Source organism: Streptomyces sp. NBC_00038 (assembly GCF_026343635.1).
Classification (GTDB): Bacteria; Actinomycetota; Actinomycetes; order Streptomycetales; family Streptomycetaceae; genus Streptomyces.
This window is the reverse complement of the sequence record NZ_JAPELQ010000001.1, coordinates 7079743-7093537: the sequence shown is the minus strand read 5'-3', so window position 1 is coordinate 7093537 and position 13795 is coordinate 7079743. Positions and strand designations below refer to the sequence as shown.

The 13795-nt window shown below is 69.2% G+C and carries 17 protein-coding genes; 11 read left to right on the top strand and 6 right to left on the bottom strand.

What is annotated here, in order from left to right; all coding sequences use genetic code 11:
• Positions 1-432 precede the first annotated feature (432 nt).
• Genes OG219_RS32270 through OG219_RS32260 form a run of 3 tightly spaced genes read left to right on the top strand, consistent with a single transcriptional unit; the run spans position 433 to position 3158 of the window.
• Positions 433-1395 carry an ABC transporter substrate-binding protein gene (locus tag OG219_RS32270; protein WP_266832446.1) on the top strand — a complete coding sequence of 321 codons (963 nt, stop codon included), beginning with the start codon at positions 433-435 and terminating at the stop codon, positions 1393-1395.
• A gap of 33 nt (positions 1396-1428) precedes the next feature.
• Entirely contained in the window at positions 1429-2358 is a 930-nt protein-coding gene (locus OG219_RS32265; protein ID WP_266832444.1) for an amino acid ABC transporter permease, read from the top strand.
• Positions 2355-3158 (top strand): amino acid ABC transporter ATP-binding protein, encoded by an 804-nt coding sequence (locus tag OG219_RS32260; protein ID WP_323183313.1) that lies wholly within the window; start codon positions 2355-2357, stop codon positions 3156-3158. Before OG219_RS32265 ends, OG219_RS32260 begins: the two co-directional genes overlap by 4 nt.
• A gap of 73 nt (positions 3159-3231) precedes the next feature.
• Here OG219_RS32260 and OG219_RS32255 read toward each other — a convergent pair whose 3' ends face one another.
• Positions 3232-3990 (bottom strand): trans-aconitate 2-methyltransferase, encoded by a 759-nt coding sequence (locus tag OG219_RS32255; protein WP_266832442.1) that lies wholly within the window; start codon positions 3988-3990, stop codon positions 3232-3234.
• Between the two features lie 118 nt (positions 3991-4108).
• On the opposite strand from OG219_RS32255, the gene OG219_RS32250 reads away from it, so the two are divergent.
• On the top strand, positions 4109-4738 hold the full coding sequence (locus tag OG219_RS32250) for a CGNR zinc finger domain-containing protein (RefSeq protein ID WP_266832440.1): 630 nt from the start codon (positions 4109-4111) through the stop codon (positions 4736-4738).
• On the opposite strand, the gene sodX is transcribed toward OG219_RS32250, so the two are convergent.
• On the bottom strand, positions 4642-5076 hold the full coding sequence (sodX, locus tag OG219_RS32245) for a nickel-type superoxide dismutase maturation protease (RefSeq protein ID WP_266836304.1): 435 nt from the start codon (positions 5074-5076) through the stop codon (positions 4642-4644). The genes OG219_RS32250 and sodX overlap by 97 nt on opposite strands.
• Positions 5077-5221: 145 nt before the next feature.
• Between sodX and sodN the strand changes: the two genes are divergently transcribed.
• The 7 genes from sodN to OG219_RS32210 all read left to right on the top strand — a co-directional run bounded on the left by sodN (position 5222) and on the right by OG219_RS32210 (position 11465).
• Complete coding sequence (gene sodN / locus OG219_RS32240; RefSeq protein ID WP_266832438.1) at positions 5222-5617, top strand: superoxide dismutase, Ni; 396 nt, start codon at positions 5222-5224, stop codon at positions 5615-5617.
• Between the two features lie 250 nt (positions 5618-5867).
• Positions 5868-8135, top strand: a complete 2268-nt coding sequence (locus tag OG219_RS32235; protein WP_266832436.1) for an N-acetylmuramoyl-L-alanine amidase — start codon at positions 5868-5870, stop codon at positions 8133-8135.
• Positions 8136-8148: 13 nt separating this feature from the next.
• Complete coding sequence (locus OG219_RS32230) at positions 8149-8577, top strand: hypothetical protein (RefSeq protein WP_266832434.1); 429 nt, start codon at positions 8149-8151, stop codon at positions 8575-8577.
• A 285-nt stretch (positions 8578-8862) separates the two neighbouring features.
• The gene (locus OG219_RS32225) at positions 8863-9288 is read left to right on the top strand and encodes a helix-turn-helix transcriptional regulator (RefSeq protein WP_266832432.1); all 426 of its coding nucleotides are present in this window, start codon (positions 8863-8865) and stop codon (positions 9286-9288) included.
• 56 nt (positions 9289-9344) lie between these two features.
• On the top strand, positions 9345-9767 hold the full coding sequence (locus OG219_RS32220) for a VOC family protein (RefSeq protein WP_266454434.1): 423 nt from the start codon (positions 9345-9347) through the stop codon (positions 9765-9767).
• A gap of 79 nt (positions 9768-9846) precedes the next feature.
• Entirely contained in the window at positions 9847-10686 is an 840-nt protein-coding gene (locus OG219_RS32215) for a hypothetical protein (RefSeq protein ID WP_266832430.1), read from the top strand.
• Entirely contained in the window at positions 10683-11465 is a 783-nt protein-coding gene (locus OG219_RS32210) for a VOC family protein (RefSeq protein WP_266832428.1), read from the top strand. Before OG219_RS32215 ends, OG219_RS32210 begins: the two co-directional genes overlap by 4 nt.
• On the opposite strand, the gene OG219_RS32205 is transcribed toward OG219_RS32210, so the two are convergent.
• The 4 genes from OG219_RS32205 to OG219_RS32190 form a co-directional block, all read right to left on the bottom strand.
• Positions 11462-11800, bottom strand: a complete 339-nt coding sequence (locus tag OG219_RS32205) for a DUF952 domain-containing protein (RefSeq protein WP_266832426.1) — start codon at positions 11798-11800, stop codon at positions 11462-11464. The genes OG219_RS32210 and OG219_RS32205 overlap by 4 nt on opposite strands.
• Positions 11801-11809: 9 nt before the next feature.
• The gene (locus OG219_RS32200) at positions 11810-13051 is read right to left on the bottom strand and encodes an RNA polymerase sigma factor (RefSeq protein WP_266832424.1); all 1242 of its coding nucleotides are present in this window, start codon (positions 13049-13051) and stop codon (positions 11810-11812) included.
• 5 nt (positions 13052-13056) lie between these two features.
• Positions 13057-13470 (bottom strand): YciI family protein, encoded by a 414-nt coding sequence (locus OG219_RS32195; RefSeq protein ID WP_266832422.1) that lies wholly within the window; start codon positions 13468-13470, stop codon positions 13057-13059.
• 106 nt (positions 13471-13576) lie between these two features.
• Complete coding sequence (locus OG219_RS32190; protein WP_266832420.1) at positions 13577-13780, bottom strand: hypothetical protein; 204 nt, start codon at positions 13778-13780, stop codon at positions 13577-13579.
• Positions 13781-13795 lie beyond the last annotated feature (15 nt).

Genomic DNA, 13795 nt, shown 5'->3' with positions numbered 1-13795 from the left:
GACGGGCGCGCCGCACACGCGCCCTGAGCCCCGGATGAGGGGTGTAAAGAACCTTCCTACCCGACGGACCGTGCCGACGGCGAGTCCATAACGCGAAGGTCACACGCCGGTGAGATGACTCATAGCGGAATATGTGGACAAGTCCACGACTTGCCCGCATGGCGTCGCAAATGCGGAGTTGCGGCCGTTCGCACCCTGAGGTACACCGAAGATCTTCCGGCCGGAAGGATCAGTTCCCGCACAAGATCCGGCCTTGCTGTACAGGCCCACAGCGCTCCGGGGGTCACCCGTTATCCGATTTTGACATAGCTGGTCGTCTGAATGACGAGGTCCGAATGGCAAGATGCCGTAATCACACAAGGTCGCGACACCCGAAGGTGTGTGTTCTCGTCGACCCATCGGCACCTCACTTCATCCGCCGGAGGACCCAACATGACCGCAAGCTCCACCCGTCGTACGACCGTCACGCGCTCCCGGACAGCTGCGGTCGGCGCGATCGCGGTCGCGGGTGCCCTGCTGCTCGCCGGCTGCGGTGACCAGACGGACGACAGCAGCAGCAGCTCGGACACGGCGTCGGCCTCCGCGGCACCGCTCGCCGACAAGCTCCCGGCGGACATCAAGGCGGGGAGCACCCTGAAGGTCGGGTCGGACATCGCCTACCCGCCGGTCGAGTACATGGACGGCGGCAAGGCCGTCGGTATCGACCCGGACATCGCGGACGCCCTCGGCAAGCAGCTCGGCGTGAAGTTCGAGTTCCAGAACGGCAAGTTCGACCAGCTCATCGTCGGCCTGCAGTCCAAGCGGTTCAACGTGATCATGTCTGCGATGAACGACACGAAGGACCGCCAGGAAGGCATCGACTCGGACACCGGCAAGAAGGCCGGCAACGGCATCGACTTCGTCGACTACTTCACCGCCGGCACCTCGATCCTCGTCCAGAAGGACAACCCCGAGGGCATCAAGTCCCTGGACGACCTGTGCGGCAAGGTGGTGGCCCTGCAGAAGGGCACCACGTCCGAGGGCATCGCCAAGGCGCAGAGCACGAAGTGCACGGACGACGGCAAGAAGGCCATCACGCTGCAGACCTTCGACACCGACCCCGAGGCGCTGCTCCGCCTGAAGCAGGGCGCTTCCGTCGCGGACCTCAACGACTTCCCGGTCGCGGCCTACAACGCGAAGACCTCGGGTGGCGGCAACGACTTCGAGGTCGTCGGCGACCAGATCGAGGCGGGCCCGTACGGCATCGGTGTGAGCAAGGAGAACACCGAGCTGCGGGACGCCCTCCAGGCGGCGATGAGCGCGATCATCGAGAACGGTGAGTACGCGAAGATCCTGGAGAAGTGGAACGTCACGGACGGCGCGGTGACCGAGGCCAAGATCAACGGCGGCTCCTGACCCTGCCTGACGCAACGCTGAAGGGCAGTCACTGTGACTGACACTGTCGACAAGGCTCCGGTGCCGTCCGTGCCGCCGGAGCAGATCAAGGCCATCCCGGTGCGCCACTACGGCCGCTGGGTGGCCGGCGCGGCGGTCATCGCCGTTCTGGTGCTGATCGGGATCGCGTTCTCCAACGCGAACATCAACTACGACATCATCCCGGACTACCTCACGGACGGCACGATCCTGTCCGGGGTCTGGCACACGCTGTACATCTCCGTGCTCGCCATGGCGCTGGGTCTCGTCCTCGGCGTGATCCTCGCCGTGATGCGGATGTCGTCGAACCCGGTCACGAGCACCGTGGCGTGGTTCTACATCTGGTTCTTCCGCGGCACTCCGGTGCTGGTGCAGTTGCTCCTCTGGTACAACATCGCCCTCGTGTTCCCCGTCCTCAACCTGGGGTTCTACAAGGACGAGATGAACGACGTGATGACGCCGTTCCTGGCGGCTCTGCTCGGTCTCGGTCTGAACGAGGCCGCGTACATGTCCGAGATCGTCCGGGCCGGTATCCAGTCGGTCGACGAAGGACAGACGGAGGCCTCGCACGCACTGGGCATGAGCCAGGGCAAGACGCTGCGGCGCGTGGTCCTCCCGCAGGCCATGCGCGTGATCGTGCCGCCGACCGGCAACGAGTTCATCAACATGCTCAAGACCTCGTCGCTCGCCTACGCGGTCCAGTTCAACGAACTCATCAAACGGGCGCAGGACGTCTCCAGCACCTCGCTCGCGGTGGTCGAGATGTACTTCGTGGCGTCGATCTGGTACCTGATCCTGACCAGCGTCTTCAGCGTCTTCCAGTACTACCTGGAACGCCGCTACGCCCGCGGTTCGTCGCGCAGCCTGCCGCCGACGCCACTGCAGCGCCTGCGCAAGAACCTCCGTCTGTTCGGTTCGTTCCGCCGCCCGGAGGTGACCCGATGAGCGGTCTCAGCAAGGACATCGCCCCGAGCACCGGCGGCGGCCACCCCATGGTCAAGGCCGAGGGCGTGCACAAGTCCTTCGGGCTCTCGCACGTCCTCAAGGGCATCGACCTGGAGGTGAACGCCCGTGAGGTGTTCTGCCTGATCGGCCCGTCCGGCTCCGGCAAGTCGACCTTCCTGCGGTGCATCAACCACCTGGAGAAGATCAGTGCGGGCCGGCTGTCGGTCGACGGCCAGTTGGTCGGCTACCGGCAGAAGGGCGACAAGCTCTACGAGCTCAAGGAAAGGGAAGTGGCCGCGCAGCGCCGGGACATCGGCATGGTGTTCCAGCGCTTCAACCTCTTCCCGCACATGACGGCCCTCGAGAACGTGATGGAGGCGCCGGTCCAGGTCAAGGGTGAGACCAAGGCCGTCGCCCGGGAGCGCGCGCAGCGACTCCTGGACCGGGTGGGCCTCGGCGACCGCAAGGGTCACTACCCGGCCCAGCTCTCCGGCGGTCAGCAGCAGCGCGTGGCCATCGCGCGGGCGCTGGCGATGGAGCCGAAGCTGATGCTCTTCGACGAGCCGACCTCGGCCCTCGACCCCGAGTTGGTCGGCGAGGTCCTCGACGTCATGCGGGACCTCGCGGCGGACGGCATGACGATGATCGTCGTCACGCACGAGATGGGCTTCGCCAGGGAAGTCGGCGACTCGCTGGTCTTCATGGACGACGGCGTGGTGGTCGAAGCCGGCAGCCCCCGTGACGTACTGACCAATCCGCAGCACGAGCGAACGCAGTCGTTCCTGTCCAAGGTGCTCTAGCGGTACGCGTGGAAAGGGGCGGTACGGGAAATCCGTACCGCCCCTTTCCGCGTGAGCACCCGCACCGGAGTGGCTACTTGACCGCGAGCACCAGCGCGTCGGACGGCGAACGCCACACCGTCCTGGCCTCCCCGAACCCCTTCTCGCGCAGTACGCGCGCGTGCCAGTCGGCGGACGGGGTGTCACCCTCCGCGTGCTCGCCGTAGATCTCGAACCGGCGGGCGGTCGGCGCGGCGAGGACGGGGTCCTGGGCGGCCAGCTGCCACCATTCGGCCCAGTCGACGACGCCGCTCGCCTTGGCCTGATCCATGCGGGCGTGGCGTTGGGCGCGGTCCGCCGCGTTGATCCGGGGCGTCGACTCGTCGATCATGTGGTCGGCGTTCATGAAGACACCGCCGTCGCGGACGAGTTCCGCGATCGAGCCGTAGAGAGCCGCGAGGGGTTCGCTGTGCAGCCAGTGCAGGGCCGTGGCGGTCAGTACGGCGTCGTACGAGTCGTACGGCAGCAGCGAGGGCCACTGGGGGTCCTTGAGGTCGGCCGTGACGAAGGAGACCCGGTCGTCGCCCTCGAAGGTGCCCCGGGCGATGGTGAGCAGCGCGGGGTCGAGGTCGACGCCGGTGCTGGTGGCCTTCGGGAAGCGGTCGAGCAGCCGGGCCGTGATGGTGCCCGTGCCGCAGGCGAGGTCGAGGACGCGCGGCTCGGGTCCGACGAGGGCCTCGACCATGTCGAGCATCACCCGGAAGCGCTCCTCGCGGTCCGGCATGTACCACTCCTGCTGCCGGTCCCAGCTCTCCTGCCAGGCGCCCCAGTCGGTTCCGGTGGTGGTGGTCATCGAAGCCCCTTCTTCGCTCGACCGCGTCGTACCCGCAGCACGCGTAATACCCTTGAAGCGCAGTCATCCGTTACTTCTCCGCAGCCACGACGATAGAGCGCCACCGTAAGGACTACAAGTGGAACTGGCCTATTACTCGGATTACGCGGTACGCCTCGTGAACAGCGAGGAGCCACTCCGGGGCAAGGACTCGCTCACCTCGGTGGACGCCGTCCGTGACCTCTTCGGGGGCAACTCCTCGGCGGCCCGCCGGGCCACGGACGCGGACGTCACCCGCTTCCGCTCCGTACGGGCCCGCCTGCGCGCGGTCTTCGAGGCGGCCGACGGCGGCAACGAGACCCTGGCCGTGGACCTGCTGAACTCACTCCTGCTGGAGTTCCCGGTCAGCCCGCAGATCTCCGGCCACGACTACCGGGACGACAACGGGCGCCCGCTGTGGCACATGCACCTGGCGGACCACCCGTCGAACGCGACGGCGGGCTACGCGGCGATCGCCGCGATGGGCCTGGCGTTCCACCTGACGGAGTACGGCGTCGACCGCCTCGGCCAGTGCGAGGCGACCCCCTGCCGCAACGCCTTCCTGGACACCTCGACCAACCGCTCCCGGCGCTACTGCTCGGACCGCTGCGCGACCCGCGCCAACGTGGCCGCCTACCGCGCCCGCAAGCGTCTGGAGGCGGACCGGTCGGACAATACGGGCCTGGCGGCGCCCAGCACCCAGCGCACCAGCGCGAACGGCGACCGCTGACCGCTCTTCAGCGGCCGGTACCGGAACCGCACCTTCCCGAGGACGAGTTCCTCGGGCACGGTGCCGTAGTCGGTGCTGTCCCCACCGGCGTACGCGTTGTCGCCGAGCACCCACCACCCGCCCTCACGCCGCTCCGCGACCCGCTTCACGACCAGCAGGTCCTGCTGGAACGGATGACGCAGAACGACCACGTCACCGGGCCTGAACCGCGTCCCGTACTGCACGACGAGCCGGTCTCCGTGCTCGAGCGTGGGCACCATGGACGGCCCCGTCACCTCCGCCGCCCCAAACGGCAGGACGGCCCTCCCGCGCTCGGTCTCCTGCGACAGCTCCGGCATCACCGGCACCTCCCCGGTTCTATCCTCCACGAGTCCCAGTCTCACCCTGGACTTTTGTCCTAAGCCCATGGGGGCACTCGCGAAAACCCGTCTCCTACGGAGTAATGTCCCACCTGAGAAGACGATCACGAGGAAGGACAGCTCAATGCTCTCCCGCCTGTTTGCCCCCAAGGTCAAGGTCAGCGCCCACTGCGACCTGCCCTGCGGCGTGTACGACCCTGCCCAGGCCCGCATCGAGGCGGAGTCGGTGAAGGCCGTCCAGGAAAAGCTGGCCGCCAACGACGACCCGCACTTCCAGGCCCGCGGCATCGTTATCAAGGAGCAGCGCGCCGAGCTCGCCAAGCACCACGTCTCGGTGCTCTGGAGCGACTACTTCAAGCCCCCGCACTTCGAGAAGTACCCGGAGCTGCACCAGCTGGTCAACGACACCCTGAAGGCCCTCTCGGCCGCCAAGGCGTCCACCGACCCGGCGACGGGCCAGAAGGCGCTGGACTACATCGCCCAGATCGACAAGATCTTCTGGGAGACCAAGAAGGCCTGATCCAGGGCCGATTACCGGTTTTGCCAGTTCGCCTCGACCGGCGAGCGGTGCACCCTCGCAGGTCAGCGAGCTTTTACATGTGGAAGGGACTCGGCCGGAGATCCGGCCGGGTCCCTTCCGCTTTTGCCGAGCCGACGAACTGTGATCCACAGCCTCCCCACAGGGCATAGGGTCTGGCTCTTCTTCGATCTCTTCGATCTCCTCTTCGATTTTTGCCGCCCGTTCGCGGGAGAAGGATGTGCGCGTCGACATGAGACGTCGTTGGTGGGGTGCCGCCGCTGTGGTGGCCGCGACGGTTTCCGGGGCTCTGGCTGTACAGGGGCTCATAGGTGGGCCGAGTGACGACTCGGCGGACGACGGGAAGTCCCGGCCCGTCCAGAGCAGGACACGAACGGCGCCGCTGGCGGTGGCCGGCGACGGTGCGTCCGCCCAGTTGGGCAAGCGCGACACCGAACCGTTCAGCATGCTGGGGATCACCTGGACGGATCCGTCCGCGACGGTGGCGGGGGCGGTCGAGATCCGGACCCGGAGCACGGAGACCGGCGCCTGGTCGAACTGGCTGGCGCTGGACGGGAACAGCGGCCAGGGCGAGGCGGGCGCGGCGCGCGGCGGTACCGAGCCGGCTTGGGTGGGGCAGTCCGACGGGGTGGAAGTCCGGGTGGACGGCAAGGGTTCGGCGCGGCTGCCCGAGGGACTGCGGGTGGACATGGTCGACCCCGGGAACGGCACGGTTTCGGGGCTGGAACCGGCCGCGTACGTGGTGGAGGAGACCGGCACGCCCTCGCCCGCGGAGTCCACCACGGAGGAGTCCGCCACCGAGTCGGCCACCGCGACGACCTCGCCGGAAGCGACCACCTCCGAGACGGTGACGTCCGAGCCCTCCGACTCGGAGTCGGCGTCCGAGAGTTCCAGTTCCACACCGAGCGAGTCGACGACGCCCTCCGGCTCGGTCTCGCCGAGCCCCACCACGAGCGTCCCCTCGGCTCCGCCGTCCACGGCGCCCAAGCCCGCGATCACCTCGCGTGCCGGCTGGGGCGCGGACGAGTCGATCAGCCCGGAAGAGCCGGGCTATCTGCCCGGAGAGAAGATCAAGGCGGTGGTGGTCCACCACACCGCCGAGTCCAACGACTACACCTGCGAGCAGGCCCCTGCGGTCGTACGCGGCGTCTACGCCTACCACGTGAAACAGCTGAAGTGGAAAGACATCGGCTACAACTTCCTGGTCGACAAGTGCGGCACCGTCTATGAGGGCCGCAAGGGCGGCGTGGACCTGCCGGTCATGGGCGCCCACGCCTACGGCTTCAACTCCGAGACCACCGGCATCTCCGTCCTGGGCACCTACACCGACACCGCCCCGTCGACGGCCGCGATGACCTCGGTCGCCAAGATCGCCGCCTGGAAGCTCGGCCAGTACGGCGTCGATCCGACCGGCACCGCCACCCTGACCGCGGGCGCGGACGGCACCAACTACTTCCGCAAGTCCTGGGTGCAGGGCGCCCAGTTGAGCCTGCCGGTCATTCACGGGCACCGTGACGGCTACAACACCCAGTGTCCCGGGGACGCCCTCTACAACCAGCTGGCCACGATCCGCAGTTGGGCGGGCGGTCCGGTCGCCGGGCTCACGCTGAAGTCCATCGGCGGCGCCGGCCTCTCCGGTTCGACGTACTACACCAAGGCCGGCATCACGGTGAACTGGTCGGCCACGACGCCTGCCGCGCTGATCTCGGCGTACGAGGTGCTGGTGGACGGCAAGGTCGCCGCCACGACGGCCGGTACGGCGACCTCGGCGAAGGCCACCCTGGGCGCGGGTACGCACAAGGTGACCGTGCGGGCCCGCCATCAGTCCGGGCGGACGACGACCACGGCAGCGGCCACGGTCGTCGCCGAGACCACGGCGCCCACCTTCTCCACCAAGCCCGGCCTGGCCCTGCGCACCGGCACGGTGAACACCACCGCCGTCCCGCTGACGCTGACGTGGAAGGCCACGGACACGACCGCGCTGAAGGAGGTCCGGCTGACCGCCCCGGTCGCCGTCACCTACGGCCCGACCGTCACCAGTGCCGCCCACACCGCCAAGTCCGGTGCCGCCACGGCCTGGTCGCTGACCGCCTACGACCGGGCGGGCAACACCGGCACGGCCGCGGTCACCGGCACTCCGGTGATCCTCCAGGAGACGTCCGCCACCAAGTCCGGCACCTGGACGGCCAAGTCCTCCGCCAGCTACCTCGGCGGCAAGTCGTACACCAGCTCCGCCAAGAACGCCTCCCTGACCTGGACCTTCACGGGCCGCTCGGTCGCCTGGACGGTCTCGCGCGCCACCACCTCCGGCCAGGCAAACATCTACGTCGACGGCACGAAGGTCACCACCGTCGACCTGAAGTCCGCCACCACCAAGTACCGCGACGCGATCTGGACCAAGACCTGGACCTCCAGCGCGAAGCACACCGTCAAGGTCGTGGTCGTCGGCACCAGCGGCCGGCCGACGGTGACCACTGACGGCCTGGTGTACCTCAAGTAGGGCGGAGGACGCGGTGATCACATTCAGGCAAGGGCCTCTCCAGCTGGCCCTTCCTGCCTTCCTCGGCATTCTCGGGGGCACGGCGCTCGTCTACGCCGGCCTTGCGCTCACCGCCGATCCGATGCCGCTCAGCGAGGTGAAGGTGTGCGTGTCGGCGGCGGTCGTGGCCGCCGCCGGCATCGCGCTCCTGAACAGGCACCACGGCGTGAGCCTCACCGAGGAGGCTCTCGTCATGCGCGGCAACCGGCGTCGCCGGATCCCCTGGACCGACATCGTCCAGGTGGAGGTCCGGCGCACCCTGGGCGTACGTCAGGTCGTCGTGCACACCAGGGACGGCCGAGCGACGGTGCTGCGCGCCCCGATGTCCTTCGTCGACGGCCAGTTCGACCGGAAGGTGGCGGTCCTCAGGGAGTGGTGGGAAGCCAGGCACGGACTCGTCTGAAGCCCCCTCGAAGCCGCCCTGCCCGCGGGGACCGTCTTCACGCTGCTCGGGCCGACCGGCGCGGGCGCACACCAGGGCCGTGTACGCCGCGCCGCACGCAGCGCGGAGACCGGGTCGGCCGCCAGGTCGTCGGCGCCGCCGTCCCACAGCGCGAGGGCCGGGGTCCGGCGACCTCTCGGCCGCGACGGGACACCCGCGAGAGGAAGGTCGGCTCGGCCGTCGTCCGAGTAGGTCAGCGAGCTGTTCGCAGGCCTCACTGTCAGTGCCCCGTGCCATCCTGTTGGGGTGACTGTGGAGGATCTGGTCCGGCTGCGCCGGGCCCGCGACCGGATGGACCGTGAGTACGCCGAGCCGCTGGAGATGGCGGAGCTCGCGCGCACCGCGCTGATGTCACCCGGCCATTTCCAGCGGAGCTTCCGGGCCGCCTTCGGCGAGACCCCGTACACCTATCTCATGACCCGCAGGATCGAGCGCGCCAAGGCCCTTCTGCGCCGCGGCGACCTGACGGTCACGGAGGTGTGCTTCGCCGTGGGCTGCACCTCGCTCGGTTCCTTCAGCTCCCGCTTCACGGAGCTGGTCGGCGAGACCCCCAGCGCCTACCGCGCCCGTCCGCACGACCACGGCGCCCCCATCCCGTCCTGCGTGGCCCAGCGCCTCACCCGCCCGTCCCGCCACCGCAACCCGGAAGCGGAACCGGGCACACGCCTCTGACGCCCGTCAGGCGGATCCTGCCGGACAGGCCCTAGCGTGGACCCATGATTGGACCCATGGATGACGTAAAGCTGTCCCAGTGCTTCATCGCCGTCGACGACCACGACAAGGCGCTCGCCTTCTACCGTGACGTCCTGGGGCTGGAAGTCCGCAATGACGTCGGCTTCGAGGGCATGCGGTGGGTCACCGTCGGCTCGCCGCTCCAGCCGGATGTGGAGATCGTCCTGGAACCGCCGGGGGCGGACCCGAACGCGTCCCCGGCCGACCGGCAGGCCATGGCCGAACTGCTGGCCAAGGGAATGCTCCGCGGCGTGATCTTCTCGACGACGGACTGCGACGCCCTCTTCGCCCGCGTCGAGGCGGCCGGCGCCGAAGTCCTCCAGGAACCGACGGACCAGCCGTACGGCGTCCGCGACTGCGCCTTCCGCGACCCGGCGGGCAACCTCCTCCGCTTCAACGAACGGTCTCCCCGCGCCTGACCGCGCCGCGGACGGCCCTTCGGTCCACTCCGGACGAACCGGGCCTACCATCGGCTGATCACGATCACCGGGAGACCTCATGACGTCCACGCGCCGCAGCATCCTGTACGTCAGTGACCTGGCCTACCCCGCCAAGGGCCGCCGGTACTGCGACGAGGACATCTTCCTCACCTCCCGGCTGCGCGAGGAGTTCGACCTCGCCGTGTGCCACCCGCTGGACGCGGCCGCGCTGATGCACTCCTTCGACGCGGTGGTCGTACGCAACAGCGGCCCCGTCCTGAACTACCAGGCGCGGTACGACGCCTTCCGCGAGCAGGCGGCCGCGGACGGCGTACGCGTCTACAACCAGCTGTCGGGCAAGGGCGACATGGCGGGGAAGGGATACCTGCTGGAGCTCACGGCGGCGGGGTATCCGGTCATCCCCACCATCGACCGCGCGGAGGACCTCGGCAGGCTCCCCGACGTCGACACGTACGTGGTGAAACCGAAGCTGGGGGCGGACTCGATAGGCCTGGAGTTCGTGGCCCGCGAGCGGCTCCTGGACCCGGCGGCGTACGGCGACGTCCTCGTCCAGCCGCGCATCGACTTCCGCTACGAGGTGTCCTTCTACTTCGTCGACCACACCCTCCAGTACGCCCTGTACGCGCCCCGCCCCGACGAGCGGTGGGCCCTGGAACACTACGAACCGACCGAGCAGGACCGGGAGTTCGCGCAGCGCTTCGTCAACTGGAACGACATCGCGTACGGGATCCAGCGCGTCGACGCATGCCGGGCCCCCGGCGGTGAGCTCCTCCTCGTCGAGCTGGAGGATCTCAACCCGTATCTGTCCTTGGACGCCCTCTCCCCCACCGCTCGGGACGCGTTCGTCGCGCGCGTGAAAACCTCGCTGCACGGCCTGATCGGAGAAGAGACCCCATGACAGCCCCCATGAGCGACCCGACGACGGGGCCGATCCGGTGGACTTACGCCTTTGTCGACCGGCCGATGAAGAAGTTCGGGCCCGCCTGCGACTTCTGGACCGCGGTCACGCGCACCAAGCTGTCCGAACGACGCGGCTCACGGGGCGAGTTCGTGACCCTGCTGCCCGACGGGGGCGCCGACGCCTGTGTGAAGGTTCAGGGCGTCGTGGGGGCGCACTCCGGGGGCGCGCATCTCGACCTCGCCGTCGAGGACGTACGGGCTCTGGTGGAGTCGGCGCGGGGGCTGGGGGGCGAGCTCGTCGCGGGTCACGCGGGGTGGGCCGTACTGCGTTCCCCCGGCGGGCAGTTGTTCTGCGCGGTGCCCTGGCACGGGGAGTCGAAGCGGCCTCCGGTGATCAAGGGGCCGTCCGGTGTCACCAGCCGTCTCGACCAGGTGTGCGTCGACCTGGCGCCCTCCGTGTACGAGGCGGAGATCGCCTTCTGGAGCGCCCTCACCGGATGGGAGTCCCAGCCCGGCGCGCTCGAGGAGTTCCATGTGATCAAGCCGCCGGCCGCGCTTCCGATCCGCATCCTCCTGCAACGCCTCGGCACCGCCCGCCCCACCTCCGCCCACCTCGACATCGCCTGCTCCGACATCGACGCGGTCCGCATCCGCCACGAACTCCTCGGTGCCACGATCCTCGGCCGGGGCGCCCGCTGGGCAGTGATGCGGGACCCGTCGGGCGGCACGTACTGCCTGACGCCCCGCGACCCCGAGACGGGCGGCCTCCTGCGCTAGAGCCTGTCCGACTCCCACACCTCGACGTCCACGACGGCCTCCACCGGAATCGGACCGTAGACGTGCGGGAACTCCTCGCCCCCGGTCTCCATCGCCTCGTAGCGCAGTGGAACGCCCAGTCGTTCGGCGTCGATCACCAGGACCACCAGCTCGTCGGGGCCGGCGTACGAGCCGTACAAGAAGGCGGCCACCTTGGGGAGTTGGTGGCGCAGGGAGCAGTGGATGAAGCCCTCCTCCTGGAGGGTCCGGCCGCGGGTGGACATCTCGTAGGTGCCGGAGGCGCGCGCCGCGTCCCACAGGGAGCGCTCGGTGATGTGAAGAAGAGGTTCGGCCATACCCGAACGCTACGGCCTGAGGCGGGCGGCGCGCGCCTGCAGATACCGCTGCTCGGGCAGGCTGAGGGTCTTGTCGGCCGCCGACTCGTAGGCGGCACGGGCCTGCGCCGCGTCGCCGGCGCGCTCCAGCAGATGACCGCGTACCGCGTCGATCCGATGGCCGAGCGCCGACTCGCCCTCCAGCAGATCGAGTTCGGCGAGTCCGGCCCGGGGCCCGTGCACCATGGCGACCGCCACCGTGCGGTTGAGACGCTCGACGGGCCCGGGGACCCGGCGGACCAGGATGTCGTACAGGCCGAGGATCTCGCGCCAGTCCGTGGTGTCCGCCGACGGCGCCTCGTCGTGGACCGCGGCGATGGCCGCCCGCAGCTGATACGGCCCCGCGCTCCCCCGCGACACCGACAGGGCCTCCGTCACCAGTGCCACGCCCTCCTCCACCGCCGCCTTGTCCCACAGGCCGCGGTCCTGCTCGTCGAGCGGGACCAGTTCGCCGTGCGGGCCGGTGCGCGCGGGACGCCGGGCGTCGGTCAGCAGCATCAGCGCCAGCAGCCCCGCCACCTCCTGGTCCTCGGGGAGGAGTCGGCGGACCGTGCGGGTCAACCGGATGGCCTCGCCCGCGAGTTCGGACCGCTGGAGGGCCGCGCCGGAGGTCGCCGTGTACCCCTCGTTGAAGATCAGGTAGAGGGTGTGGAGGACGGCGGGCAGTCGTTCCTCCCAGTTGTCGGGACGCCCGAAGCCGGTGCCCCGCACCCGTTGCTTGGCCCGGCTGATCCGCTGCGCCATCGTCGCCTCGGACACGAGATACGCCCGGGCGATCTCCGCCGTCGTCAGACCGCCGACGGCCCGCAGGGTGAGCGCGATCTGACCGGACGAGGTCAGCTCCGGATGACAGCAGAGGAAGAGCAGGGAGAGCGTGTCGTCCTCGCTCGGCGCCCGGGCCGCGCCCGGCGGCGGGGCCACGAACGCGTCCCGGGGCGTCAGCGCCGCCGCCTTCTCCTCCCGCAGCCGCCGCGACTCCTCACTGCGCAGGGCATCGGTCAGCCGCCGCGAGGCGACCTTGATCAGCCAGCCGCGCGGATTGTCGGGCACGCCTGTACCCGGCCACTGCCCGGCAGCCGCGAGCAGCGCCTCCTGTACGGCGTCCTCGGCGGTGTCGAAGTGCCCGTACCGGCGTACGAGCGCGCCGAGGACCTGGGGCGCGTGCAGGCGCAGCAGGTCCTCGACCTCGCTCGTACGACTCGGACGGCTCATCCGCCTCAGCAGTCCCCGGCGCCGTCCGGGATCGGCCGGATGACCACCGGGTACTCGGTGGATCCCTCGGGAACGGGGCACTGGGCGACGCGCGCGGCGATCTCCGTGACCCGCTCCAGGCTCTCGCACTCCAGGATCCAGAAGCCGGCCATCTGCTCCTTGGTCTCGCCGTACGGCCCGTCGGTGATGATGGGCTTGCCGTCCTCGTCGGCCGTGACCAGCCGGGTCCGGTCGTACTCGGCCAGACCCTGCGCGTCGAGCAGTTCCCCGGACTCGGAGAGGTCGTTGTTGATCGCGCCCATGAAGGCGTACATGGCCTGGATCTCCTGCTCGCTCCAGACCGGAGACCCGGGGGAGGGGTTGCCCCGCATGCCCTCGTAGTCGGCCTGCGTTCCCTGCACCATCACCAGGTACTTCATGAGTCCGCTCCTTCGTTTTCCTCGGTTCGGACCGCCCGTGTCGGGCGGCTCTCGCAGGAGACGTCGGAGCCGGCCCGCGTTTCTCTACACGGCCGCGCGCTCTCGGTCAGGTTTTTTTCGTGACGGGCTCCTCGGGCTGAACTGCGGCCCGGGGCTCCTCCTCGGCTTCCTCGGCATACGTCTTGCACTTCGGGTTCCGGCAGGGGCCGGGTACCCACACGGGGACCCATGCGCCCAAGGTCTTGTGTCGCTTCACGACCGTGGCGACCGGCTGCCCGCAAGCGGAACAAACATACTCATCGGTGCCCATGCCTTCAGGGTATTG